At 48.6% G+C, this 26,177-nt stretch carries 27 protein-coding genes and 1 other annotated feature; of the genes, 9 read left to right on the top strand and 18 right to left on the bottom strand.

Annotation, left to right across the window (positions count from 1 at the left end):
- Position 1: 1 nt before the first annotated feature.
- The 14 genes from selO to thrS form a co-directional block, all read right to left on the bottom strand.
- The gene (gene selO, locus ACJHYW_RS00790; protein WP_061092678.1) at positions 2-1,438 is read right to left on the bottom strand and encodes a protein adenylyltransferase SelO; all 1,437 of its coding nucleotides are present in this window, start codon (positions 1,436-1,438) and stop codon (positions 2-4) included.
- Positions 1,439-1,500: 62 nt separating this feature from the next.
- Positions 1,501-2,214 (bottom strand): anti-FlhDC factor, encoded by a 714-nt coding sequence (gene ydiV / locus ACJHYW_RS00785; protein ID WP_001361438.1) that lies wholly within the window; start codon positions 2,212-2,214, stop codon positions 1,501-1,503.
- A 246-nt stretch (positions 2,215-2,460) separates the two neighbouring features.
- Positions 2,461-2,925, bottom strand: coding sequence for an NlpC/P60 family protein (locus ACJHYW_RS00780; protein WP_001209780.1), 465 nt, complete (start codon positions 2,923-2,925; stop codon positions 2,461-2,463).
- A 77-nt stretch (positions 2,926-3,002) separates the two neighbouring features.
- Positions 3,003-3,752, bottom strand: coding sequence for a vitamin B12 ABC transporter ATP-binding protein BtuD (gene btuD, locus ACJHYW_RS00775; protein ID WP_000029466.1), 750 nt, complete (start codon positions 3,750-3,752; stop codon positions 3,003-3,005).
- Complete coding sequence (gene btuE, locus ACJHYW_RS00770) at positions 3,752-4,303, bottom strand: bifunctional thioredoxin/glutathione peroxidase (RefSeq protein WP_001154187.1); 552 nt, start codon at positions 4,301-4,303, stop codon at positions 3,752-3,754. The genes btuD and btuE overlap by 1 nt, the downstream gene beginning before the upstream one ends.
- Before the next feature lie 62 nt (positions 4,304-4,365).
- Complete coding sequence (gene btuC / locus ACJHYW_RS00765; protein ID WP_410233336.1) at positions 4,366-5,346, bottom strand: vitamin B12 ABC transporter permease BtuC; 981 nt, start codon at positions 5,344-5,346, stop codon at positions 4,366-4,368.
- A gap of 100 nt (positions 5,347-5,446) precedes the next feature.
- Positions 5,447-5,746 carry an integration host factor subunit alpha gene (gene ihfA, locus ACJHYW_RS00760; RefSeq protein WP_001229265.1) on the bottom strand — a complete coding sequence of 100 codons (300 nt, stop codon included), beginning with the start codon at positions 5,744-5,746 and terminating at the stop codon, positions 5,447-5,449.
- A 4-nt stretch (positions 5,747-5,750) separates the two neighbouring features.
- Positions 5,751-8,138 (bottom strand): phenylalanine--tRNA ligase subunit beta, encoded by a 2,388-nt coding sequence (gene pheT / locus ACJHYW_RS00755; RefSeq protein WP_061092677.1) that lies wholly within the window; start codon positions 8,136-8,138, stop codon positions 5,751-5,753.
- A gap of 14 nt (positions 8,139-8,152) precedes the next feature.
- Positions 8,153-9,136 (bottom strand): phenylalanine--tRNA ligase subunit alpha, encoded by a 984-nt coding sequence (gene pheS, locus ACJHYW_RS00750; RefSeq protein WP_000018588.1) that lies wholly within the window; start codon positions 9,134-9,136, stop codon positions 8,153-8,155.
- A 64-nt stretch (positions 9,137-9,200) separates the two neighbouring features.
- Positions 9,201-9,325: a sequence feature (Phe leader region), on the bottom strand.
- Positions 9,275-9,319, bottom strand: a complete 45-nt coding sequence (gene pheM / locus ACJHYW_RS00745) for a pheST operon leader peptide PheM (protein ID WP_001386830.1) — start codon at positions 9,317-9,319, stop codon at positions 9,275-9,277. Its footprint overlaps the feature before it by 45 nt.
- Positions 9,326-9,441: 116 nt before the next feature.
- On the bottom strand, positions 9,442-9,798 hold the full coding sequence (gene rplT, locus ACJHYW_RS00740; protein WP_000124850.1) for a 50S ribosomal protein L20: 357 nt from the start codon (positions 9,796-9,798) through the stop codon (positions 9,442-9,444).
- A gap of 53 nt (positions 9,799-9,851) precedes the next feature.
- Positions 9,852-10,049: a 50S ribosomal protein L35 gene (rpmI, locus tag ACJHYW_RS00735; protein ID WP_001124225.1), complete on the bottom strand. Its 198-nt coding sequence runs from the start codon at positions 10,047-10,049 to the stop codon at positions 9,852-9,854.
- A gap of 96 nt (positions 10,050-10,145) precedes the next feature.
- On the bottom strand, positions 10,146-10,688 hold the full coding sequence (gene infC / locus ACJHYW_RS00730; RefSeq protein ID WP_001700733.1) for a translation initiation factor IF-3: 543 nt from the start codon (positions 10,686-10,688) through the stop codon (positions 10,146-10,148).
- Between the two features lie 3 nt (positions 10,689-10,691).
- Positions 10,692-12,620 carry a threonine--tRNA ligase gene (thrS, locus tag ACJHYW_RS00725; RefSeq protein WP_001144202.1) on the bottom strand — a complete coding sequence of 643 codons (1,929 nt, stop codon included), beginning with the start codon at positions 12,618-12,620 and terminating at the stop codon, positions 10,692-10,694.
- A gap of 522 nt (positions 12,621-13,142) precedes the next feature.
- Here thrS and espL1 point away from each other — a divergent pair.
- Entirely contained in the window at positions 13,143-15,041 is a 1,899-nt protein-coding gene (gene espL1 / locus ACJHYW_RS00720; RefSeq protein WP_061092676.1) for a type III secretion system effector EspL1, read from the top strand.
- Between the two features lie 166 nt (positions 15,042-15,207).
- Complete coding sequence (gene yniD, locus ACJHYW_RS00715) at positions 15,208-15,315, top strand: small membrane protein YniD (protein WP_001142445.1); 108 nt, start codon at positions 15,208-15,210, stop codon at positions 15,313-15,315.
- 52 nt (positions 15,316-15,367) lie between these two features.
- Here the strand turns inward: yniD and ACJHYW_RS00710 are convergent, their stop codons facing one another.
- On the bottom strand, positions 15,368-16,126 hold the full coding sequence (locus ACJHYW_RS00710; protein WP_000771396.1) for a YdiY family protein: 759 nt from the start codon (positions 16,124-16,126) through the stop codon (positions 15,368-15,370).
- A gap of 286 nt (positions 16,127-16,412) precedes the next feature.
- On the opposite strand from ACJHYW_RS00710, the gene pfkB reads away from it, so the two are divergent.
- From pfkB to ACJHYW_RS00695, 3 genes are all read left to right on the top strand, one after another.
- Positions 16,413-17,342 (top strand): 6-phosphofructokinase II, encoded by a 930-nt coding sequence (gene pfkB, locus ACJHYW_RS00705; RefSeq protein ID WP_000251740.1) that lies wholly within the window; start codon positions 16,413-16,415, stop codon positions 17,340-17,342.
- A gap of 100 nt (positions 17,343-17,442) precedes the next feature.
- Complete coding sequence (gene ghoS / locus ACJHYW_RS00700; RefSeq protein ID WP_000146149.1) at positions 17,443-17,733, top strand: type V toxin-antitoxin system endoribonuclease antitoxin GhoS; 291 nt, start codon at positions 17,443-17,445, stop codon at positions 17,731-17,733.
- Between the two features lie 105 nt (positions 17,734-17,838).
- Positions 17,839-18,699, top strand: coding sequence for a fructosamine kinase family protein (locus ACJHYW_RS00695; protein WP_000267650.1), 861 nt, complete (start codon positions 17,839-17,841; stop codon positions 18,697-18,699).
- 40 nt (positions 18,700-18,739) lie between these two features.
- Here the strand turns inward: ACJHYW_RS00695 and ACJHYW_RS00690 are convergent, their stop codons facing one another.
- Positions 18,740-19,276, bottom strand: a complete 537-nt coding sequence (locus tag ACJHYW_RS00690) for a YniB family protein (RefSeq protein WP_000222171.1) — start codon at positions 19,274-19,276, stop codon at positions 18,740-18,742.
- A gap of 146 nt (positions 19,277-19,422) precedes the next feature.
- Here ACJHYW_RS00690 and hxpB point away from each other — a divergent pair, with 146 nt between their 5' ends.
- The 3 genes from hxpB (at position 19,423) to tcyP (ending at position 22,368) form a co-directional block, all read left to right on the top strand.
- A complete protein-coding gene (hxpB, locus tag ACJHYW_RS00685; RefSeq protein WP_000106834.1) occupies positions 19,423-20,091 on the top strand; it encodes a hexitol phosphatase HxpB in 669 nt (222 codons plus the stop codon).
- A 162-nt stretch (positions 20,092-20,253) separates the two neighbouring features.
- Complete coding sequence (locus tag ACJHYW_RS00680) at positions 20,254-20,844, top strand: metal-dependent hydrolase (RefSeq protein ID WP_001295408.1); 591 nt, start codon at positions 20,254-20,256, stop codon at positions 20,842-20,844.
- Between the two features lie 132 nt (positions 20,845-20,976).
- On the top strand, positions 20,977-22,368 hold the full coding sequence (tcyP, locus tag ACJHYW_RS00675) for a cystine/sulfocysteine:cation symporter (protein WP_001010711.1): 1,392 nt from the start codon (positions 20,977-20,979) through the stop codon (positions 22,366-22,368).
- Positions 22,369-22,371: 3 nt separating this feature from the next.
- Here the strand turns inward: tcyP and ydjO are convergent, their stop codons facing one another.
- Together ydjO and cedA are read right to left on the bottom strand one after the other, a co-directional pair.
- Complete coding sequence (gene ydjO / locus ACJHYW_RS00670) at positions 22,372-23,175, bottom strand: protein YdjO (protein ID WP_061092675.1); 804 nt, start codon at positions 23,173-23,175, stop codon at positions 22,372-22,374.
- A 288-nt stretch (positions 23,176-23,463) separates the two neighbouring features.
- On the bottom strand, positions 23,464-23,727 hold the full coding sequence (gene cedA, locus ACJHYW_RS00665; protein ID WP_001241566.1) for a cell division activator CedA: 264 nt from the start codon (positions 23,725-23,727) through the stop codon (positions 23,464-23,466).
- Between the two features lie 182 nt (positions 23,728-23,909).
- Between cedA and katE the strand changes: the two genes are divergently transcribed.
- Positions 23,910-26,171: a catalase HPII gene (katE, locus tag ACJHYW_RS00660; protein WP_061092674.1), complete on the top strand. Its 2,262-nt coding sequence runs from the start codon at positions 23,910-23,912 to the stop codon at positions 26,169-26,171.
- Positions 26,172-26,177 lie beyond the last annotated feature (6 nt).

Below are 26,177 nucleotides of genomic sequence, written 5' to 3'. Positions count from 1 at the left end.
TTTAACTCGAGCAGCTGACTTCCAGCCGTTTACCCCAGTCAGGTGGACGACTGACATAGTCATCATCTCTGTCGCTGAAAGGATTTCGCAACGCCTCATGCAGGCGGTGCAATTCCGTCATATCACCCTTTTCTGCCGCTTCAATCGCCCGTTGCGCCAACCAGTTGCGCAACACCAGAGCTGGGTTAACGCTTTGCATCAGTTGCTGACGCTCAATATCGCTAACCTCGTCTTGTTGCAAACGCCTCCGATAACGGGCAAACCAGTCATCAAATGCCGCACGATCAATAAACTCATCACGTAGCGGTGACGCCGCGCTGTGCTGCTCGGTCAGACTCAGCATGCGGAATGTGCGGGTATAATCGCTGCGCTCTCGCGCCATCAGACTGAATAATTCATTCAGTAGCGCGTTATCCTCTTTTTGCTCCGTCATGAAGCCCAGCTTCTGCCGCATCCGTTGTCCATAATGCGTCAACAAAACCTGCTGATAGCTGTCCAGGGCCTCATTCAGGGCATCTACGGCAACAAATGGTGACAATGTCTGCGCCAGACGCTGAAAATTCCACAACGCGACAGCAGGTTGATTATCAAAGCTATAACGCCCTTGATGATCCGAGTGATTACAAATAAAACTGGGTTCGTAATCATCAAGAAAACCAAACGGCCCGTAATCAAGCGTCAGCCCCAGCAGCGACATGTTGTCGGTATTCATCACCCCATGAGCAAAGCCGACCGTCTGCCATTGGGCAATTAACGATGCGGTACGTGCGACAACATCGCTAAACCAGAGACGGTATTTGTCCTCATCATCTGCAAGATGTGACCAGTAATGACGAATGGCAAAGTCAGCCAACTGACGAACCTTTTCCGGCTCGCGGCGATAGTAAAAATGTTCGAAATGACCAAAGCGCAGATGACTTGGTGCCACACGCATCAGCATCGCGCCTGGCTCCACCGTTTCCCGATACACTGGCGAATCGCTGGTGACGATACTTAACGCGCGGGTCGTCGGAATGCCCAGATAATGCATCGCCTCACTGGCGAGACTTTCTCGTATCGTCGAACGTAAAACCGCCCGTCCATCACCCATTCGCGAATAAGGCGTCAGGCCAGCACCTTTCAGATGCCAGTCCATTGTAGTGCCATCGGCCAGCTGTTGTTCGCCGAGTAAAATGCCGCGCCCATCACCCAGTTGGCCCGCCCAGACGCCGAACTGATGACCACTGTAAACCTGCGCCAGTGGTGACATACCAGGCAGTAGGGTTTCGCCGCCCCAGACACCTGCGCCATTTTTAAACAGCGACGATGGAATACTCAGCGTGTTAGCCAGTTCGGCATTATGCCAAATCAGCCGGGCCTTATTTAAAGGCGTAGGGGAAAGTGCTGTATAGGTTTCTGGCAATTCATCGCACCAGCGGGTAATAAAAGACAGGGTCATAGATCCTCCTGTTTGATAGTGTAGACGGTTACTCTCGTCTTAAACACCAGCAAACAGGAGGGTTATCGCTGAACCAACGTCGTTATCTGATTTACAGGAACGGCAGGCCACAGGCATCCCTGGAGAGCATGGAAATCAAAGGGGGTAATCTGTGCCATTATTTCTGGCGTATCAATGCCCCCCGCGATGATGCAATTGCAACATGGGGAAATTTGCGCCTGGATCGCACGAATAAACGGTTCGAAGGAGCGATGCGTGATTTGTTGCTGAATAAAACTTTTATCCAGCATGACGCGGGTGAAAAGACCATCAAAAACCGCTTTCATTGTGCTATTGCCTGCGCCCAAATTACCTAACACAAGGGGATACATTTGCGATAAGGAAAAAAGATCGCGATTATCTTTTCCTTCATCGAGATGCGGGTAATTCTCATTAATCAACAGTTCAATAAACGGATATTTTAATAGTTCGCCCGCGTAATTATCCCTGTCTAATAATAAAGTAGCCACTTGTGGGGTTAAATTAAGCCAGGCAAAGAGTTTATGTTGAATAAAAAAGTGTTGGCATGATTTTAGCAATTCCAACTGCTCAGAAAATAATTGCCAATGTTGCTCCTCGGTAAGTTGCGCTATAACCCGACTCGTCGGTATACGAACCGTACCATCTTCACTGGAGAAATGGGTAATTAACTCAACGCCGACAAGGTCTTGCTGGTTATCTCTTATCGGCAGGAAATAGCAATCAGAATGATAAAGATTCTCCAAAAAAATCTTCATGGTAACCGTCCCTCTCGAAGGATGTTTTTCAGTATCCGGCTAAAAGGGATGAGGCCATAAGACATAACAATTACAGAAGGAGTAACTTTCATTTGTTCCATGTTAACCACTTTTTCAGGGGTCCTTTTATTAGATTATCCTGATTATAAACGAATAATCCATTTACGGAATTTTTGTCTGTAAAATACTACTGTATTCAGGAGTAAATGGACGGAGATGTATCATCGCCGTCCATTTTTCGACATACTAGATTCGTCTCGCCTGCCAGAAATTTTTCTGCCAATAAACATTATCGAGTGAGGAACGCATCACTCCCTTGCTGGTAGAGGCGTGGATAAATTGGTTGTTGGTATCGTAAATACCTACATGCAAACCATTTTGTCCGGAGCCCGTTTTGAAAAAGACCAGGTCACCAGGCAGCAACTCGTCTTTATCAATTTGCGTGCCGATAGAGGCTTGTTCTTTGGTTTCTCGGGGCAGCTGCAAATCGAAACGATCGCGCATCGTCACAACCACAAACCCCGAACAGTCCACACCGCGCCGCGTCATGCCACCATAACGATACGGCGTGCCATGCCAGCTCTGTAGCTGGTCGTTCAAACCGGCAATAACGGTAATCGAATCAGAAAGTCTGGCATTTGGCGGCGGTGCTTTATGGTGGCTACACCCGGCCAGAAACAGTGCTGTGATCAAAATAAGGCAGAAACGCATTCCGTACGGTTCCTCTGTTTTTTATTCTTGCATTAATTTAGCGTCGTAATTACCCGATTTTCAAGATACTAATGAAATCAGATGGTCGAAATCAGCATTCTGTGACCTTCGATATCCAGACGGCGAAAATTCATCCCATAGGCCTGCGCCAGATTTGGCGGCGTGAGCACCTCTTCCCTGCGTCCACTGGCCAGCATTTTTCCACCTTTTAGCAACCACGCCCGATGCGCATGACGCAATGTATGGTTGAGATCGTGACTGCTCATCACAATCGCCAGTCCTTGCTGACACAGCGCGCTCAGAATTTTGTCTAACGCACTTTGTTGCGCAACATCAAGACTGTTCATAGGCTCATCAAGAAGTAGTAATTGGCCTGCGGGATTGGCTTGTGGTGTGATTTGCAGCACCACCGCAGCAAGACGTACGCGTTGCCATTCGCCGCCGGAAAGTTGATTGGTGCTACGTCCGAGTTTGTCATCAAGAGCCAGCGCCCCTGCGACATCATTCAGTAGTTCGGTACGCGTTTTATCGTGCTGATGCAGTGTCAGGTAGTGCCAGACCGGCATTGCAAACGGCGGCGTCTGCTGTTGTGAAAGATAGGCGCGATGCAGCGCGAGTTTTGTTGCGGACCATGCTTCCAGTGGTTGCCCCGCGAACTGAATGCTTCCCTTACCGCTGGTCATTCCGGCCATTCGTGCAAGCAAGGTACTCTTACCCGCGCCGTTCGGCCCCACCAGGTGCAGGATCTCCCCAGCCCGAACCTCGCCAGAAAGCGGCCCCAGGCGGGTAGATTCCGCAACATCCTGTAACTGCATCACAATAGACATTATTTTGCCAACGCCAGTTTAATGCTTTCCATCACAATGGGATCTTCCGGCGTCATATCCGGGGAAAAACGCTGGATGACCAATCCGTCCCTGCCAACTAAAAATTTCTCAAAATTCCATAAAATATCATCAGGGTACAGCGGTGCACGACCTTTGCTGACCATACGGGCATAGAATCCGCTCTCTTCCGGCGCGACTGCGGTCGGCGCTGCGGCAATCAATTTTTGATACAGCGGATGGCGTCCTTCGCCATTAACTTCAATCTTACTGAACATCGGGAACGTCACCCCCCATGTGGTGGTACAGTAAGTTTTAATCTCTTCATCGCTGCCCGGTTCTTGTTCCAGAAACTGGTTGCACGGGAATCCCAGCACCACAAAACCACGATCAGCCCAGGCTTTCTGAATATTCTCCAACTGCTCATATTGCGGCGTTAAGCCACACTTTGAGGCGACATTGACAATCAACAGCACATTACCGGCGTACTTCTCCAGCGTGGTCACTTCACCGTCGATATCTTTCACTACGGTCGTCAGAATGGAATCTTGCATCGTTTCTCCTGGGTGTGGTCAGTAAAAATCTTAGCTTTTAATCATAGACCGTCTTTTTGCGGCTAACGTCCTGCTTTTAACAATAACCAGATAAACACCGGCGCACCCAACGTTGCGGTGACCACGCCAATAGGCAGCTCTGCGGCAGCTAATGCCAGGCGCGCTACAATATCGGCCAGCAGCAATGCGCTCGCCCCTGCCAGCGCGCAGCCGGGAAGTAATACGCGATGATCGGTTAAACCACACAGCCGGAGAATATGTGGGATCACCAGACCAATAAAGCCGATAGCACCCGCCAGCGCCACACTGACGCCAACCATCCAGCCGGTCGCTGCCACCAACACATTGCGCCAGAACCACAGGGGTAAACCCAGTTGCCGCGCCGAGATCTCGCCAAGTGCTAACATATTCATTGGCCTGGACTGACAACAGATCCACAACAACACGGGGATCAATGCCAGCATCAGCCAGCTTTGCCGCCAGTCTACGCCGCCAAAACCGCCCATCATCCAGTACATCAGCTGACGTAAATCAACAGAGGTGGAAAAGTAGATAGCCCACGTCATTAGTGCGCTACAGATAATCCCTAATGCAACGCCAGCCAGCAATAACCGACTGGTCGAAAGATGACGACGGGCGAAACGTAAGAGTATTAAAGTGATGATAAGCGCGCCAGCAATCGCACACAGCCCCAGCGCCCAGTTGGGGAGTTGCCCTTGCCCAAGCAATACCGCGGCGATAAGCCCCACGCCTGCGCCATTAGAGACGCCAAGTAGTCCAGGTTCTGCCAGAGGATTTTCAAACAACGCCTGCATTACAGCGCCGGATATAGCCAGCGCCGCACCAACCAGCAATACAGCCAGCGTACGTGACAGGCGAATTTGCCAGACGAACAGTTCGCCACGAGGAGTAAACCAGTCACCTGGCGAGATCCATTGTTCACCGGCGCAAAGGCTTAAGAGAAGCGCCAGCAGCATCAAAACTGACAGGCATAATAACCAGCGAATATTTTGTCGCTGTTGTTGGCGGGCAAGTGTCAGCATGGTATCCATTCTGCTGAAGTGTCATGGCGTTGATTTTACGGTGACTCTTCGACAGTGAAAAGAAAAAAGGCCGCAGAGCGGCCTTTTTAGTTAGATCAGATTACTCGTCTTTGGGCGAAGCGTTTTCGACCCGGCTTTTTAACTTCTGCCCGGGTCTGAAGGTCACCACGCGCCGTGCTGTAATGGGAATATCCTCGCCCGTTTTCGGGTTACGTCCCGGGCGTTGATTCTTATCACGCAGATCGAAGTTACCAAAACCAGAGAGTTTCACCTGTTCGCCGTTTTCCAGAGCGCGACGGATCTCTTCGAAAAACAGTTCAACCAGTTCTTTGGCATCCCGCTTGCTAAGCCCAAGCTTATCAAACAGATATTCTGACATTTCAGCTTTTGTAAGCGCCATAGGTTCAATCCCTCAATGATGCCTGGAATCGCTCTTTTAATGCCTCTACACATTTGGCGACGGTAGCGGCAATCTCCTCTTCTTCGAGTGTACGGCTGGTATCTTGCAGGATCAGGCTTATGGCGAGGCTCTTATACCCCTCCGCAACACCCTTACCGCGGTACACGTCAAATAAGTTTACGCCAACTACCTGATTTACGCCAACTTTCTTACATTCGGATAAAATATCCGCTGCGGGAACGTTTTCTGCGACCACCACCGCGATGTCACGACGGTTCGCCGGGAAGCGAGAAATCTCGCGCGCCTGAGGCACCGCGCGGTCTGCGAGCTTGTTCCACTCCAGTTCGAACACCAGAGTGCGACCGTTAAGATCCAGTTTACGTTCCAGTTCAGGATGAACAACCCCAACAAAACCAATACGTTCACCTTTCAGATAAATCGCTGCGGATTGCCCCGGATGCAGTGCCGGATTCGCTTCTGCACGGAACTCAACCTCATTCAGTTTACCGGTCAGGTCGAGAACGGATTCAAGATCGCCTTTCAAATCATAGAAATCAACGGTCTCTTTTGCCAGGTTCCAGTGCTCTTCGTAACGGTTACCGCAAATCACACCGGCTAACATCAGATCCTGACGAATGCCCAACGGTGCCTGAGTATCTGGTACGAAACGCAGACCGCTTTCGAAAATGCGCACACGGTTCTGCTGACGGTTCTGGTTGTACACCACGGTTGCCAGCAGGCCGGTCCACAGAGAAAGACGCATTGCTGACATTTCAACAGAGATCGGGCTTGGCAGCAGTAAGGCTTCAACGCCTGGATGGATCATCTGCTGCACTTTCGGATCAACGAAGCTGTAGGTGATCACTTCCTGATAGCCTTTGTCGTTGAGCAGCGTTTTCACGCGCTTGAGCGACAGGTCAGCTTCACGGTGAGTACCCATAATCAGGCTTGCCTGTACCGGCTCATCCGGGATGTTGTTGTAGCCGTAAACACGCGCCACTTCTTCAACCAGATCTTCTTCAATCTCCATGTCGAAACGCCAGCTCGGCGCAACGGCCTGCCATTCGTCTTTGCCTTCGGTCACTTCGCAGCCGAGACGACGCAGAATGTCAGTGACCTGCTCATCGGCAATATGATGGCCAATCAGGCGATCCAGTTTGCTGCGACGCAAAGTGATGGTTGCACGCTTCGGCAGCGTTGCTTCGTTGGTGATATCAATTACCGGACCAGCCTCACCACCGCAGATGTCGATCAGCAGACGGGTCGCACGTTCCATCGCTTTGTGCTGCAGTGCCGGATCAACGCCACGCTCATAACGGTGAGACGCATCAGTATGCAGGCCATGACGACGAGCACGACCGGTGATAGATAGCGGGCTGAAGAAAGCACATTCCAGCAGAACGTTTTGCGTTTCGTCATTCATACCAGAGTGTTCGCCACCAAAGATGCCGCCCATCGCCAGCGCCTTGTTGTGGTCGGCGATGACCAGGGTGTCAGCGTTCAGCTTCGCTTCGGTACCGTCGAGCAGTACCAGCGTTTCGCCCTCTTTCGCCATCCGCACCACAATGCCGCCTTCAATGCGATCTTTATCGAAAGCGTGCATCGGCTGGCCCAGTTCGAGCAGCACATAGTTGGTGACGTCAACAACTGCATCGATAGAACGGATCCCGCAACGACGCAGTTTTTCTTTCATCCACAGCGGAGTTGGCGCTTTAACGTTAATGCCTTTTACCACACGGCCAAGATAGCGCGGGCAGGCTTCCGGCGCTTCGACTGCAATCGGCAGCGTGTCGTCGATGGTCGCACCAACCGGAACGATTTCCGGTTCAACCAGCGGCAGCTGGTTCAGCACGGCAACGTCACGCGCAACACCAATGATACCTAAGCAGTCGGCACGGTTTGGCGTTACGCTAATTTCGATGGTGTTGTCATCGAGTTTCAGGTATTCACGAATGTCGGTGCCAATTGGCGCATCCGCAGGCAGTTCGATAATACCGCTGTGATCGTCAGAAATTCCCAGCTCAGAGAAAGAGCACAGCATCCCTTCAGACGGTTCGCCACGCAGTTTCGCCGCTTTAATTTTGAAATCGCCCGGCAGAACAGCACCAATGGTCGCTACCGCCACACGCAGGCCCTGACGGCAGTTTGGCGCACCGCAGACGATGTCCAGCAGGCGATCGCCGCCGACATTCACTTTTGTCACACGCAGTTTGTCAGCGTTCGGATGCTGCGCACACTCAACCACTTCACCAACGACCACGCCGTGGAAGCTACCGGCAACCGGTTCTACACCGTCAACTTCCAGGCCCGCCATAGTGATTTGATTTGCCAGCGCATCGCTATCAATCGCCGGGTTCACCCATTCGCGTAACCACAGTTCACTGAATTTCATAATCTATTCCTGCCTTATTTAAACTGTTTGAGGAAACGCAGATCGTTTTCGAAGAATGAACGCAGGTCGGTGACGCCGTAACGCAACATGGTCAGACGCTCCATCCCCATCCCGAAGGCGAAACCAGAGTAAACTTCCGGGTCGATGCCAACGTTACGCAGCACGTTCGGATGCACCATCCCGCAGCCCAGTACTTCCAGCCATTTACCGTTTTTACCCATGACGTCCACTTCTGCAGAAGGTTCGGTAAACGGGAAGTAGGAAGGACGGAAGCGGATCTGCAAATCTTCCTCAAAGAAGTTACGCAGGAAGTCGTGCAGCGTGCCTTTCAGGTTGGTAAAGCTGATGTTGGTATCAACAATCAGACCTTCCATCTGATGGAACATCGGCGTGTGAGTCTGGTCGTAGTCGTTACGATAAACACGGCCAGGCGCGATGATACGAATCGGTGGCTGCTGAGCTTTCATGGTGCGGATCTGTACGCCAGAGGTCTGGGTACGCAGCAGGCGGGTAGCGTCAAACCAGAAAGTGTCGTGGTCAGCGCGCGCCGGGTGGTGACCAGGAATGTTCAGAGCATCGAAGTTATGATAATCGTCTTCGATTTCCGGCCCGGTTGCCACGGTAAAGCCAAGCTCACCGAAGAAACTTTCGATACGGTCGATGGTACGGGTCACCGGATGCAGACCGCCGTTTTCAATACGACGACCCGGCAGGGAGACATCAATCGTTTCCGCCGCCAGACGCGCATTCAGTGCTGCGCTTTCCAGTTCCGCTTTACGTGCATTCAGCGCCTGCTGAACCTGCTCTTTCGCTTCGTTGATAACCGCACCGGCTGCCGGGCGTTCTTCTGGCGGCAGCTCACGCAGGGTCGTCATCTGAAGGGTTAAGTGCCCTTTTTTACCCAAATATTCGACGCGCACATTGTCTAACGCGGCAACATCTGACGCCTGGCTAATGGCCGCCTTCGCACTGGCAACCAGTTCTGCGAGATGTGACATGGTTTTCCTCATTGTGTCAGTGGTGACACTGGTTCGTTGGACTTAATTTTTTCAAAACGCGCATACAAAAAAAGCCTCCACTGGGAGGCTTTCAGGCGCTGTTTTCCGTTTCTCTTCTCACGCGCTAGCCTCCTGGAGTCAGGTGCTAAAGTAAAAAAAGAAGCGGAAAATAGCAGCATTCATTGCTTGCGTTACCTTTTGGTACTCTTCAAAAGACCTTTATTGAAAAGGCTACGGCGATAAAAGTCAATGTTTTGATGGCGTTGAAACGAAAAGAGGGAGACTAGCTCCCTCTTTCAACTGGCTTATGCCAGAGCTGCTTTCGCTTTTTCAACCAGAGCGGTGAACGCTACTTTGTCGAATACTGCGATATCAGCCAGGATCTTACGGTCGATTTCAACAGAGGCTTTTTTCAGGCCATTGATGAATTTGCTGTAAGAAATACCGTTCTGACGTGCTGCTGCGTTGATACGCGCAATCCACAGTTGACGGAACTGACGCTTACGTTGACGACGGTCACGGTAAGCATACTGACCAGCTTTGATAACAGCCTGGAAGGCAACGCGGTATACGCGAGAACGCGCACCGTAGTAGCCTTTAGCTTGTTTCAAAATTTTCTTGTGACGTGCGCGTGCAATAACACCACGTTTTACGCGAGCCATATGTGCTCTCCTGTATCTATATTCTAATTAAAAAGTTAAAAAACGTTAACGGCTTATGCGTACGGCAGGCACGCGATTACCAGGCCCAGATCGCCTTTGGAAACCATGGCTTTCGGACGCAGGTGACGTTTACGTTTGGTCGCTTTTTTGGTCAGAATGTGACGCAGGTTAGCGTGCTTGTGCTTAAAACCACCTTTACCGGTTTTTTTGAAGCGCTTAGCAGCACCGCGTACGGTCTTAATTTTTGGCATTTTAATAACTTCCACTTCGCATTGTTAATAAACGAAACAAAGGCGAACAATGCCTGTGAAGCCCAAAGGCTCCACAGACAGTGCTACTTGAAGGCCTTACTGTTTCTTCTTAGGAGCGAGCACCATGATCATCTGGCGGCCTTCGATCTTCGTTGGGAAGGATTCGACCACTGCCAGTTCTTGCAAATCGTCTTTCACGCGATTAAGCACTTCCATACCGATTTGCTGGTGCGCCATCTCACGACCGCGGAAACGCAGCGTGATTTTGGCTTTATCACCCTCTTCGAGAAAGCGAATCAGGCTGCGGAGTTTTACCTGATAGTCGCCTTCATCTGTACCAGGACGGAATTTAATTTCCTTAACCTGGATAACTTTTTGCTTTTTCTTCTGTTCCTTAGAAGACTTGCTCTTTTCATAGAGGAATTTGCCGTAATCCATTATACGACAAACCGGCGGCTCGGCGTTAGGGCTGATCTCGACTAAGTCTACTCCGGCTTCTTCTGCTTTCTCCAGAGCTTCTCTCAGACTCACAATACCAAGCTGCTCGCCTTCCAGACCTGTTAAGCGAACTTCCTGGGCGCGAATTTCGCCATTGATACGGTTAGGGCGCGCCGTTTGAACTCGTTTTCCGCCTTTAATACCTTATTCCTCCAATTGTTTAAGACTGCGGCTGCGAATCTCTTGTTGCAGCTTCTCGATCACTTCATTTACGTCCATGCTTCCCAGGTCTTTACCACGGCGGGTGCGAACGGCAACTTTGCCTGATTCCACCTCTTTATCACCACAGACCAGCATATACGGGACGCGACGCAAAGTGTGCTCGCGGATTTTAAAGCCAATCTTCTCATTTCTCAAGTCTGCTTTAACACGAATGCCCGCATTTGATAGTTTTTGCGTCAATTCGTTAACGTATTCAGACTGCGAATCGGTAATATTCATGATAACAACCTGAACCGGCGCAAGCCAAGTCGGGAAGAAACCAGCGAATTCTTCGGTCAGGATACCGATGAAACGTTCCATCGACCCCAGAATTGCGCGGTGAATCATTACCGGTACCTTACGCTCGTTGTCTTCGCCCACATAGGAGGCGCTCAGACGAGACGGCAAGGAGAAGTCCAGCTGTACTGTACCGCACTGCCATGCACGATCGAGGCAGTCATACAGGGTAAATTCAATTTTCGGACCGTAGAAAGCGCCTTCACCCAGTTGATATTCAAACGGGATGTTGTTTTCTTCCAGCGCAACCGCCAGGTCCGCCTCAGCACGATCCCACATTTCGTCGCTGCCAATACGTTTTTCAGGACGAGTGGAGAGTTTGACGACGATCTTCTCGAAGCCAAAAGTGCTGTACATATCATAGACTAAACGGATACATCCGTTAACTTCATCGCGAATTTGTTCTTCAGTACAGAAGATATGCGCGTCATCCTGGGTAAATCCACGTACGCGCATCAGGCCATGCAGCGAACCTGACGGCTCGTTACGGTGGCAGCTACCAAACTCGGCCATACGCAGCGGCAAATCGCGATACGACTTCAGCCCCTGGTTGAAAATTTGTACGTGACCCGGGCAGTTCATCGGCTTAATGCAGTATTCACGGTTCTCAGAAGACGTGGTGAACATTGCATCTTTGTAGTTGTCCCAGTGACCGGTTTTTTCCCACAGAACACGGTCCATCATGAACGGACCTTTAACTTCCTGATACTGGTACTCTTTCAGTTTAGAACGAACAAACACTTCCAGTTCACGGAAGATGGTCCAGCCATCGTTGTGCCAGAATACCATACCCGGTGCTTCTTCCTGCATATGGTACAGGTCGAGCTGTTTACCGATTTTACGGTGGTCGCGTTTCGCGGCTTCTTCCAGGCGCTGCAGGTAAGCGTTAAGCGCTTTTTTGTCTGCCCACGCCGTACCGTAAATACGTTGCAACATTTTGTTGTTGCTGTCGCCACGCCAGTAAGCCCCTGCCGTTTTCATTAGTTTGAAATGATGGCAGAAACGCATGTTCGGTACGTGCGGACCGCGGCACATATCGACATATTCTTCATGGAAGTACAGACCTGGCTTGTCATCATGGGCGATGTTTTCGTCAAGAATGGAGACTTTGTAGCTCTCCCCACGGTTGGCGAAAGTTTCACGCGCTTCGTGCCAGCTGACTTTCTTCTTAATGACGTCGTAGTTTTTCTCAGCAAGCTCATGCATCCGCTTCTCGAGTGCTTCGACATCTTCCTGGGTTAACGTACGGTCAAGATCAACGTCGTAATAAAAACCGTTGTCAATAACCGGGCCGATTGCCATTTTGGTATGCGGCCAAAGTTGTTTAATCGCGTGCCCTAACAGGTGCGCACAGGAGTGACGAATGATCTCCAGACCTTCTTCGTCTTTGGCGGTAATGATCGACAGTTGTGCGTCGTTTTCAATCAGATCGCAAGCATCAACCAGTTCGCCATTAACGCGCCCTGCGATACAGGCTTTCGCCAGACCTGGACCAATGTCCAGCGCAACATCCATGGGGCTTACAGCGTGGTCGTAATGGCGTTGGCTGCCATCAGGAAGAGTTATAACAGGCATTTTATATCCTTATTTGCAGTGGTGACCCACACGAAAGATCACATACAAAGAAAAATTTGTTTATTAACAGTTCATTGCGAAACCATCTAGCCAACAAATGCTAAATTGGTTCGCAATCAGGTACACAAATGAAAGACATTAACCTCTCACCTTCCACCCGGTTGAACGATGTTAACACTAAAAAAAGGGAGATTGTACCTTTCCGTTTCACATTGATTCGATTCGCAATTCGTTTGTAGTGAGTACACCAGCAAAACGCTTAAAGAACCACTGATAACATCACGGAGCGTCTGAAAGGTTTACTGCGAGCGGATTTGCAGCAGCATAAACTGAATCCAGCAAAGTTCGTTGCGTGATTTGGCGGTACTATTTAAACGATCATAAGATTAATGACGAAGTGGTCATATCACAATGATAAAAGTGACACAATTCTTATAGCAATTTTTCGTGCACATTTCGTTCTGGCGATAATAATTAATCATCATCCTCAAAACCTCCAGACATATATAAGGCGAAAAGATTATGAGTCAAAACGACATTATTATCAGAACTCATTATAAGTCTCCTCATAGAATGCACATCGATAGCGACATACCAACGCCTTCATCAGAGCCTATTAATCAATTTGCGCGCCAACTCATCACCCTACTTGATACCTCTGACTTAAGTTCGATGCTGTCATACTGTGTTACTCAGGAATTTACCGCAAACTGTCGAAAAATATCACAAAATTGTTATTCCACTGCCCTTTTTACCATTAACTTTGCCACTTCACCCATCCATGCAGAAAATATACTCATTACATTACACTATAAAAAAGAAATCATTTCCTTACTTCTGGAAACCACGCCCATTAAAGCTAACCATTTGCGAAGCATACTGGATTATATTGAACAGGGACAGTCAACTGCCGAAAAACGTAACCATTGCATGAAGCTGTCAAAAAAAATCCATAGAGAAAAAACTATACAACCAACAGTAAATCTCAATGGTAGTGCATTTTTTTCGCAATCTCCTTCTGACGCTATTTTTTGTCGCCATCTGTCATTGCAATACGCACTTGATTCACTGAGAAATGGAAAAGGCAAAGTCAATCTGATTAAACATTACTCCTCCGTTGAATCCATACAGCAGCATGTTCCCTTAGTCCGGGACGCGGAGTTCAGATCATTACTTCGCCATCCTCCTGCAGGGAGTCGCGTTATCGCGAGTAAAGATTTTGGCTTCGCTTTAGATATTTTCTTCTGTCGAATGATGGCAAACAATGTCAGTCATATGTCCGCGATTTTATATATAGACAATCATACTTTGTCAGTAAGGCTACGAATAAAGCAGTCAGCGTATGGGCAATTAAATTATGTTGTGTCCGTTTACGACCCGAACGATACCAACGTTGCCGTCAGAGGCACCCACAGGACAGCACGGGGCTTTCTCTCGCTCGATAAATTCATCAGTTCAGGTCCCGATGCTCAGACCTGGGCTGATAGGTATGTTCGCAACTGTGCAATTGCTTTTCTGCCCCTATTACCTGAGGGAGTTCCAGTGGCTATTTTCGCGGGTATTGCATCACGAATGCCATTTGCCCCTATACATCCATCGGCAATGTTGTTAATAATGGCCACAGGCCAGACTCAACAGCTTATTACATTATTCAAACAGTTACCCATACTCCCTGAAAAAGAAATCATTGAAATAATAACTGCGCAGAATAGCGTTGGTACACCTGCATTATTTTTGGCTATGATGAACGGACATACTGACAACGTGAAAATATTTATGCAAGAAATTCAGTCACTGGTAGATAATCATATCATTCATGAAGATAATCTGGTTAAATTACTGCAAACTAAAAGTGCTAACGAAACACCTGGACTCTATATCTCCATGTTGTATGGATTCGATGAAATAATCGATATCTTTCTGAATGCATTAACCACTCCAATAACACAAGAGCTTTTAAGCAAAAAAATGGTGATGGATATTTTAGCAATGAAAACACGTGATGGTGAGCCAGGATTATATGCCGCAATGGAAAATAATCACCCTTTGTGTGTCACACGGTTCCTCTCTAAAGTTTATGGAATCGCTGTTAAATATAACCTCAGCAAAATTAACATCATGGATTTATTAAAAGGCGCAACAGCACATGGAACCCCTGCTTTATACATCGCCATGAGTAAGGGTAATAAAGACGTCGTGTTATCTTATATATCAACGCTGGGTACTTTTGCAAAAAAATATTCTTTTAGTCAATGTCAGTTATTCACATTGTTGGCCGCTAAAAATCATGACAACATGTCAGCTGTTCATATAGCCATTCATCATAATCATTATAAAACTGTAGAAACATATTATGCTGCTATAAACGTAATCAGCCAAAGCCTGAGTTTTAGTGCTGATGAGCTAAAGACGTATTTATAACCAGATATTTATATATCGATACATAATTTTATTTTTTTCATAAACCGCAAAAACAGTGATCAGGTGTACAACGCCACCCGACGGCTGTAATAACAAAAAATCCCTTGATGCCTGTCCCTTTTGTTACACTCCGTTATCACGCACAAGAGATATGCAGGACACTGGTATGCCGACTAAACGCTTTGATAAAAAACACTGGAAGATGGTGGTGGTGCTACTGGCAATCTGTGGCGCTATGTTGTTGCTACGTTGGGCAGCAATGATTTGGGGCTGAGCAGTGACAAACGAAGACAGCCAGACCGCATAACACGGTCCGGCAGATAATTTTACATGCTGTAGCCCAGCGATAAGGTTGTCCGACGATCGGTATGTTCCGGTGCAGACTCTGGAGGTTCAGAGTTCCATGTGACGTTGTAAGCCACCTTCAGTCCAAAATGTTCATTAATAGCAACATTTAATGCGCTTTCAGAGTTCAGCGTTGTGTCTTCCGCGCCAAAGACGGAAACACCCTGCGTAAATTTAGCGTTGTCAGTCAACTGCCATGCATAAGCCCCGGAGGCATAACCCAGCGGCTGGGTTTCACTGGCATTATCGGTATATTTGTCGTAACGCACACCTGGACCGAATTCAAAGCGGAAACTGTGTACCGGGCCATTCAAAAACTGACGACCATAACCCGCGGTCAACACATCGCGCTCTCGATAGCCGTTATAACGGTCTGTCAGCCAGCTTGCCTGACCAAATAAATAGTCATAATCAGTTAAATTAAAACGGCTACGCCCGCCCGCCGCATATTTTTCTGAAGAACGCTCATCATTAGAAGAAGTATTACTGGCGTTCCCCCACAGCGACCAGGCAGTGGTTTGTCCATACCAGGTCATGGTGGTGTCAGCCGTAAGTGAGGAGCTTTTCGTATTGCCTGATTGTGCAAGATATCCTGCGTTCAGATTACCTTCGAAAGGTTTTTTAGCGCTGGCAGGATCGTCCATGACAGTAAAAACGGAATCATCGGCAGCTGCATTCAGTGACGCAAACATGCCCCCCGCCAACATAACGATGGCAGGAACTGTCTTCAAAAGCTTCATTTATCAAGAGTCCGTACAACAAAAAAAGAGACCTTCGCGGTCCCGGAAACTTTCTTAAGGATCAAAGATTAGCGTCCCTGGAAAGGTAACGAATTATAAAAAGGCGCGAATAACTTAGCAATGTATTCTTATTTCATTTTTTGAATAAGCATGTGGCGAAAACAGATTTTTATTTATATATATTTATCTGCAAAATTTTAAATAAAGCTCCAATAAATCATATTGTTAATTTCTTCACTTTCCGCTGATTCGGTGCCAGACTGAAATCAGCCTATAGGAGGAAATGATGGTACGTATCTATACGTTGACACTTGCGCCCTCTCTCGATAGCGCAACAATTACCCCGCAAATTTATCCCGAAGGAAAGCTGCGCTGTACCGCACCGGTATTCGAACCCGGAGGCGGCGGCATCAACGTCGCCCGCGCCATTGCCCATCTTGGAGGCAGTGCCACAGCGATCTTCCCGGCGGGTGGTGCGACCGGCGAACATCTGGTTTCACTGTTGGCAGATGAAAATGTCCCCGTCGCTACTGTAGAAGCCAAAGACTGGACCCGGCAGAATTTACACGTACATGTGGAAGCAAGCGGTGAGCAGTATCGTTTTGTCATGCCAGGCGCGGCATTAAGTGAAGATGAGTTTCGCCAGCTTGAAGAGCAAGTTCTGGAAATTGAATCCGGTGCTATCCTGGTCATAAGCGGAAGCCTGCCGCCAGGTGTGAAGCTGGAAAAATTAACCCAACTGATTTCCGCTGCGCAAAAACAAGGGATTCGCTGCATCGTCGACAGTTCTGGCGAAGCGTTAAGTGCAGCACTGGCGATTGGTAATATCGAGTTGGTTAAGCCTAACCAAAAAGAACTCAGTGCGCTAGTGAATCGCGAACTCACCCAGCCAGACGATGTCCGCAAAGCCGCGCAGGAAATCGTTAATAGCGGCAAGGCCAAACGAGTTGTCGTTTCCCTGGGTCCACAAGGGGCGTTGGGCGTTGATAGTGAAAACTGCATTCAGGTTGTGCCACCACCGGTGAAAAGCCAGAGCACCGTTGGCGCTGGTGACAGCATGGTCGGCGCGATGACACTGAAACTGGCAGAAAATGCCTCTCTTGAAGAGATGGTCCGTTTTGGCGTAGCTGCGGGGAGTGCAGCCACACTCAATCAGGGAACACGCCTGTGCTCCCATGACGATACACAAAAAATTTACGCTTACCTTTCCCGCTAACTGAAACATTCCCCCTGCATTGGGGGAATCACCACCAACCTGTCGGCAACGCGTTTCTCCGACTATGCTCAAAAGTCATGTGATAACAAAGGGGTGAACTATGGCCAGTGGCGATCTTGTCCGTTATGTCATAACCGTCATGTTGCACGAAGATACATTGACTGAAATTAACGAGTTGAATAATTACCTGACTCGCGACGGTTTTTTGCTCACCATGACGGATGATGATGGAAATATCCATGAGCTGGGGACTAACACTTTTGGACTTATCAGTACCCAAAGTGAAGAAGAAATTAGAGAACTGGTTTCGGGGCTTACCCAAAGTGCAACCGGCAAAGATCCTGAAATCACCATCACGACCTGGGAGGAATGGAATAGCAACAGAAAATAAATGGTTTTTGGGCAATAATCAGTCTGTGGTGTGCGTTAGCTCGTGTTTTTACACCGCATTCTTGCGCTAACCTTATGATCTGGCAGACAACATGGGAGAGACATCATGTGGCAGGCAATCAGTCGTCTTTTGAGCGAGCAGTTAGGTGAAGGCGAAATCGAACTGCGTAATGAACTGCCTGGCGGAGAAGTCCATGCCGCATGGCATTTGCGCTATGCAGGACATGACTTTTTCGTCAAATGTGATGAAAGGGAACTGCTTCCTGGTTTTACCGCCGAAGCTGACCAACTGGAGTTACTGTCGCGTAGTAAAACCGTCACCGTGCCTAAGGTTTGGGCAGTTGGCGCTGACCGTGACTACAGTTTTCTGGTGATGGATTATCTCCCACCTCGCCCGCTGGATGCGCATAGCGCATTTATTCTTGGTCAGCAAATTGCGCGTTTACATCAATGGAGCGACCAACCACAATTTGGCCTCGATTTCGATAACGCGCTCTCCACAACTCCCCAGCCCAACACCTGGCAACGTCGCTGGTCAACGTTTTTTGCTGAACAACGGATTGGCTGGCAGCTGGAACTGGCGGCAGAAAAAGGGATCGCTTTCGGCAATATCGATGCCATCGTCGAGCATATTCAGCAGCGTCTGGCCTCGCATCAACCGCAGCCTTCTCTGTTGCACGGCGATTTATGGTCCGGCAACTGTGCGCTGGGTCCGGATGGCCCGTACATTTTCGACCCGGCCTGCTACTGGGGTGACCGAGAGTGCGACCTGGCGATGTTACCGCTGCATACTGAACAGCCGCCACAAATCTATGACGGCTATCAGTCAGTATCCCCGCTACCTGCCGATTTCCTTGAACGTCAACCGGTTTACCAACTCTACACGCTGTTAAATCGTGCAAGGTTATTTGGCGGTCAGCATTTGGTTATTGCTCAGCAGTCACTGGATAGATTATTAGCAGCATAATATGGGGTGAGGATAATGGCCGCTCCGTGCGGCCTTTTGATTAAATAAACCCAAGCAGAGAAAAGAACACATAACCTGCAGCAATACAAATAAGCGGCAGGATATACAGCGAGAAAAACTGCAGGAAAATAGTATGGTGCGGAACAACAATACGTGACTCAATTTGTTCACGCGTTAGCCCCTCTTCCCCTTTGGCTTTTTCCAGAATGAGTTGATCTTCAACACCTTCCCGCAAGAAGCGCGCCTGGCGACTCATCCGGGCTCCGGAATCCTGCAACGCCAGTCCGACAAAAATCAGGATGAAAATCACCCAGAACATAACGTTCACGCCACCATTAAAATTGGGCGTCGGAGAGTTGTACCAGAACAGATTCAAAAAAGGCGTATTCGCCTGCATCATATCGATCATGACATGAGTAAAGTCGAGCATGACCGCATTAATGCCTTCCTGGTTTTCCTGCCGGGTATTCATAAATTTCAGCAAAGAAATCAATGTAGAGATCAATGCAGGTATAAAAATCACCCAACCCAAAATCCTTTTCAAAACAGCAATGCGTCCAGCTTGTTGATACGTCATGAGTTCTCCTTGATTAAGACGCGTCGTTTCACTTAGTTTACCTGTAGATATCTGTTTTCGCCCATTCTTTAAAGGCGATATGATAGGCGCTTAATCATAAGCACGGCTTAATACCTTACACATAATGCTCTAAAGGAGAGGTTGTAATGTCAACCCCGCGTCAGATTCTTGCTGCAATTTTTGATATGGATGGATTACTTATCGACTCAGAACCTTTATGGGATCGAGCTGAACTGGATGTGATGGCAAGCCTGGGGGTGGATATCTCCCGTCGTAACGAGCTGCCGGACACCTTAGGTTTACGCATCGATATGGTGGTCGATCTTTGGTACGCCCGGCAACCGTGGAATGGGCCAAGCCGTCAGGAAGTAGTAGAACGGGTTATTGCCCGTGCCATTTCACTGGTTGAAGAGACACGTCCATTATTACCAGGCGTGCGCGAAGCTGTTGCGTTATGCAAAGAACAAGGTTTATTAGTGGGACTGGCCTCCGCGTCACCACTACATATGCTGGAAAAAGTGTTGACCATGTTTGACTTACGCGACAGTTTCGATGCCCTCGCCTCGGCTGAAAAACTGCCTTACAGCAAGCCGCATCCGCAAGTATATCTCGACTGCGCAGCAAAACTGGGCGTTGACCCACTGACCTGCGTGGCGCTGGAAGACTCGGTAAATGGCATGATCGCTTCTAAAGCAGCCCGCATGCGTTCCATCGTCGTTCCTGCGCCAGAAGCGCAAAATGATCCACGTTTTGTATTAGCAAACGTCAAACTCTCATCGCTGACAGAACTCACCGCAAAAGACCTTCTCGGTTAATGACCAGGGGCAGTGATCACACTGCTCCTGGTTCTTTATCTGAATTTGCATTCAACTGACGGATTAATCGTCAATTTAAGAGAAAGAGTTACACCGTCACCACTTCCGCGCACTGTATAAAAATCCTATACTGTACGTATCGACAGTTTAGTGAGTTTTATCATGACGGCGGAAGGTCACCTTCTATTTTCTATTGCTTGTGCGGTATTTGCCAAAAATGCCGAGCTGACGCCCGTGCTGGCACAGGGTGACTGGTGGCATATTGTCCCTTCCGCAATCCTGACGTGTTTGTTACCGGACATCGATCACCCAAAGTCGTTTCTTGGGCAGCGATTAAAGTGGATATCAAAACCGATCGCCCGCGCTTTTGGGCATCGTGGTTTTACCCACAGTCTGCTGGCGGTATTTGCGCTGCTGGCAACCTTTTACCTTAAGGTTCCTGAAAGCTGGTTCATTCCGGCTGATGCGCTACAAGGAATGGTGCTGGGTTATTTGAGCCACATACTTGCCGATATGCTGACCCCCGCCGGTGTTCCCCTGCTCTGGCCATGCCGCTGGCGTTTCCGCTTGCCTATCCTGGTTCCCCAAAAGGGCAACCAACTGGAACGTTTTATCTGCATGGCATTATTTGTCTGGTCGGTATGGATGCCCCATTCATTACCCGAAAACAGCGCTGTCCGTTGGTCATCGCAAATGATCAATACCTTGCAGATCCAGTTTCATCGGCTTATTAAGCATCAGGTTGAATACTAAAAAGGCAAAAATCACCTTTCTGGAATAAGCAATTCCATTTGAATATAAGAGCCAGCTCACAGTTCTGTTAATCTTGCGCCAACACTATGACTGCTACGCAGTGATAGAAATAATAAGATCAGGAGAACGGGGATGAACTTTCCATTAATTGCGAACATCGTGGTGTTCGTTGTACTGCTGTTTGCGCTGGCTCAGACCCGCCATAAACAGTGGAGTCTGGCGAAAAAAGTGCTGGTGGGTCTGGTGATGGGTGTGGTTTTTGGCCTTGCCCTGCATACCATTTATGGTTCTGACAGCCAGGTACTTAAAGATTCTGTACAGTGGTTTAACATTGTTGGTAACGGCTATGTTCAACTGCTGCAAATGATCGTAATGCCGTTAGTCTTCGCCTCTATTCTGAGCGCGGTTGCCCGTCTGCATAACGCATCACAGTTAGGCAAAATCAGTTTTCTGACCATCGGAACGCTTTTGTTTACCACGCTGATTGCGGCGCTGGTCGGTGTGCTGGTCACCAACCTGTTTGGTTTGACGGCTGAAGGTCTGGTTCAGGGTGGTGCAGAAACTGCACGTTTGAACGCCATCGAAAGTAACTATGTTGGTAAAGTCTCTGACCTGAGCGTTCCGCAGCTGGTCTTGTCCTTTATCCCGAAAAACCCGTTTGCCGATCTGACCGGAGCCAATCCGACGTCAATTATCAGCGTGGTAATTTTTGCCGCATTCCTCGGCGTAGCTGCGCTGAAGCTGCTGAAGGATGATGCGCCGAAAGGTGAACGCGTCTTAACCGCTATCGATACCCTGCAAAGCTGGGTGATGAAACTGGTTCGCCTGGTCATGCAGCTGACCCCTTACGGCGTTCTGGCGCTGATGACCAAAGTGGTTGCAGGTTCTAACCTGCAAGACATCATCAAACTGGGAAGTTTCGTTGTCGCGTCCTACCTCGGTCTGCTGATTATGTTTGCAGTGCATGGCATTCTGCTGGGCATTAATGGCGTGAGCCCGCTGAAGTACTTCCGTAAGGTATGGCCAGTTCTGACGTTTGCCTTTACCAGCCGTTCCAGTGCTGCGTCTATCCCACTGAATGTGGAAGCACAAACGCGTCGACTCGGTGTTCCTGAATCCATCGCCAGTTTCGCCGCCTCTTTCGGTGCAACCATTGGTCAGAACGGCTGTGCCGGTTTGTATCCGGCGATGCTGGCGGTGATGGTTGCGCCTACGGTTGGCATTAACCCGATGGACCCGATGTGGATTGCGACGCTGGTCGGTATTGTTACCGTTAGTTCCGCAGGCGTTGCCGGTGTCGGTGGTGGTGCAACTTTCGCCGCACTGATTGTGCTGCCTGCGATGGGCCTGCCAGTAACCCTGGTGGCGCTGTTAATCTCCGTTGAACCGCTTATCGACATGGGCCGTACGGCGCTAAACGTTAGTGGCTCGATGACCGCTGGCACGCTGACCAGCCAGTGGCTGAAGCAAACCGATAAAGCCATTCTGGATAGCGAAGACGACGCCGAACTGGCACACCGTTAATTCTTATGCTGGCAACGGTCCGTTTTGTATAGGGACCGTTGCCTTACTTTTTAAATGTTCCATCGCGGCGATGCATACTGACTCATATTGAAACAGATCGTCAGCGAAAAAAATGGCCAACTTATCAATACATTCCTGGCTCAATGAATGTGCCTGTAGCGAGAAGCTTAAAACCTCATACCCGAGACGTTTTCTAAGTGAACTATCTGGAATACTCATAATATCTTCAAGCACACCATTTCCTATTCCCGGAAGATTTAGTGGATTAAAAAGAAGACTGATATTAAGCATTGATATTATCGAAGGAAACTTTAGGAGACTCTCATTTTTTTGAATCGCAGCAAAAATGCTCCCGACAGGATGTATATAATTTTGTTCATAGTATATAGTCCTTAAATAGTGAATAACCAACCTGTTTTTTATATTGATCAAATTGGTCATTTTTTCTGGGCGAAATACAGAAGTGACATCCATTCCAATAAAATCTTTATTTATACCTCTTATCCGAATTTCACTACCATAAAGATTATTAATTATTACTCTATATTTAACATTGTCCTGCAGATATGTATCAAAACTAAGTGCTGGCGCTCCTGGCTTTGAGGCATCATAGTTAATGTTAGACATATAGGCAATCATATAATTAAAGTTTGATTCTGCTATTTCATCGCAGTCACATTGACCCGTTGATATAAAGAAAGTGAGTGCTGTCATAGTAGACTGCAGCCTTTCTTTAAAAGAGTCGAAAGCCAGGCTTTTAATATTTAAATCACCATAATTACTCTGTATTAAGTTTGTAGAAAGCATCTCCCGCCTCATATTGTTAACAAAATTATTATCTCATTTAAATCTAAGTCATTTACAATATAAGTTTAAGAGCGACGCCACAGGATGAACTATCAAAAATAGCTCATCATGATTAGCAAAACTTAACCATTTTAAAATAAATAAACAATTAAAGAAAAAAGTTCACTTATTTATAGCAATAGATCGTCAAAGGCAGCTTTTTGTTACAGGTGGTTTGAATGAATGTAGCAATGAAATACAAAATTTCAGGCCATGTAACTCCCGACAAAACCGGGAGGTACGTAATCTTTACTCAGTCACTTCCCCTTCCTGGCGGATCTGATTTGCCCAACGCTGGGCGGATTCAGGCACAGTAAACGCCGGTGAGCGCATAAATGACTCCCCCATCAGTACAAACGCAACATATTTGCCACGCAGCATCCAGACATCACGAAACGAATCCATCTTTATCGCATGTTCTGGCGGCGCGGGTTCCGTGCGTGGGACATAGCTAATAATCTGGCGGTTTTGCTGACGGAGCGGTTTCTTCATTACTGGCTTCACTAAACGCATATTAAAAATCAGAAAAACTGTAGTTTAGCCGATTTAGCCCCTGTACGTCCTGCTTTGCGTGTATTTCATAACACCGTTTCCAGAATAGTCTCCGAAGCGGGATCTGACTGGTGGTCTATAGTTAGAGGGTTTTTTGACCAAAACAGCGGCCCTTTCAGTAATAATTTAAGGAGACGAGTTCAATGTCGCAACATAACGAAAAGAACCCACATCAGCACCAGTCACCACTACACGATTCCAGCGAAGCGAAACCGGGGATGGACTCACTGGCACCTGAAGACGGATCTCATCGTCCAGCGGCTGAACCAACACCGCCAGGTGCACAGCCTACCGCCCCTGGGAGCCTGAAAGCCCCTGATACGCGTAACGAAAAACTTAATTCTCTGGAAGACGTACGCAAAGGCAGTGAAAATTATGCGCTGACCACTAATCAGGGCGTGCGCATCGCCGACGATCAAAACTCACTGCGTGCCGGTAACCGTGGTCCAACGCTGCTGGAAGATTTTATTCTGCGCGAGAAAATCACCCACTTTGACCATGAGCGCATCCCGGAACGTATTGTTCATGCACGCGGATCAGCCGCTCACGGTTATTTCCAGCCATATAAAAGCTTAAGCGATATTACCAAAGCGGATTTCCTCTCAGATCCGAACAAAATCACCCCAGTATTTGTACGTTTCTCTACCGTTCAGGGTGGTGCTGGCTCTGCCGATACCGTGCGTGATATCCGTGGCTTTGCCACCAAGTTCTATACCGAAGAGGGTATTTTTGACCTTGTTGGCAATAACACGCCAATCTTCTTTATCCAGGATGCGCATAAATTCCCTGATTTTGTGCATGCGGTAAAACCAGAACCACACTGGGCAATTCCACAAGGGCAAAGCGCCCACGATACTTTCTGGGATTATGTTTCTCTGCAACCTGAAACTCTGCACAACGTGATGTGGGCGATGTCGGATCGCGGTATCCCGCGCAGTTACCGCACCATGGAAGGCTTCGGTATTCACACCTTCCGCCTGATTAATGCCGAAGGGAAGGCAACGTTCGTACGTTTCCACTGGAAACCACTGGCAGGTAAAGCCTCACTCGTTTGGGATGAAGCACAAAAACTAACCGGACGTGACCCGGACTTCCACCGCCGCGAGTTGTGGGAAGCGATTGAAGCAGGCGATTTTCCGGAATACGAACTGGGCTTCCAGTTGATTCCTGAGGAAGATGAATTTAAGTTCGACTTCGACCTTCTTGATCCAACTAAACTTATCCCGGAAGAACTGGTGCCCGTTCAGCGTGTCGGCAAAATGGTGCTCAATCGCAATCCGGATAACTTCTTTGCCGAAAACGAACAAGCAGCATTCCATCCAGGTCATATTGTTCCTGGTCTGGACTTCACCAACGATCCGCTGTTGCAGGGGCGTTTGTTCTCTTATACCGATACACAAATCAGTCGTCTTGGCGGACCAAATTTCCATGAGATTCCGATTAACCGCCCGACCTGCCCTTACCATAATTTCCAGCGTGACGGCATGCATCGTATGGGGATCGACACTAACCCGGCGAATTATGAACCGAACTCGATCAACGATAACTGGCCGCGCGAAACACCGCCGGGGCCGAAACGCGGCGGTTTTGAATCATACCAGGAGCGCGTGGAAGGCAATAAAGTTCGCGAGCGCAGCCCATCGTTTGGCGAATATTATTCCCATCCGCGTCTGTTCTGGCTAAGTCAGACGCCATTCGAGCAGCGCCATATTGTCGATGGTTTCAGTTTTGAGTTAAGCAAAGTAGTTCGTCCGTATATTCGTGAGCGCGTTGTTGACCAGCTGGCACATATTGATCTCACTCTGGCCCAGGCGGTGGCGAAAAATCTCGGTATCGAGCTGACGGACGACCAGCTGAATATCACCCCGCCTCCGGACGTCAACGGTCTGAAAAAGGATCCATCCTTAAGTTTGTACGCCATTCCTGACGGTGATGTGAAAGGTCGCGTGGTAGCGATTTTACTTAATGATGAAGTGAGATCGGCAGACCTTCTGACCATTCTCAAGGCGCTGAAGGCCAAAGGCGTTCATGCCAAACTGCTCTACTCCCGAATGGGTGAAGTGACTGCGGATGACGGTACGGTGTTGCCTATAGCCGCTACCTTTGCCGGTGCACCTTCGCTGACGGTCGATGCGGTCATTGTCCCTTGCGGCAATATCGCGGATATCGCTGACAACGGCGATGCCAACTACTACCTGATGGAAGCCTACAAACACCTTAAACCGATTGCGCTGGCGGGAGACGCGCGCAAGTTTAAAGCAACAATCAAGGTCGCTGACAAGGGTGAAGAAGGGATTGTGGAAGCTGACAGCGCCGACGGTAGTTTTATGGATGAACTGTTAACGCTGATGGCAGCACACCGCGTGTGGTCACGCATTCCTAAGATTGACAAAATCCCGGCGTAAATATGG

Source organism: Escherichia sp. WS3063, from assembly GCF_046486595.1.
GTDB lineage: Bacteria > Pseudomonadota > Gammaproteobacteria > Enterobacterales > Enterobacteriaceae > Escherichia > Escherichia coli.
The sequence above is the reverse complement of the archived record's forward strand: the minus strand, read 5'-3'. Positions and strand labels throughout refer to the sequence as shown.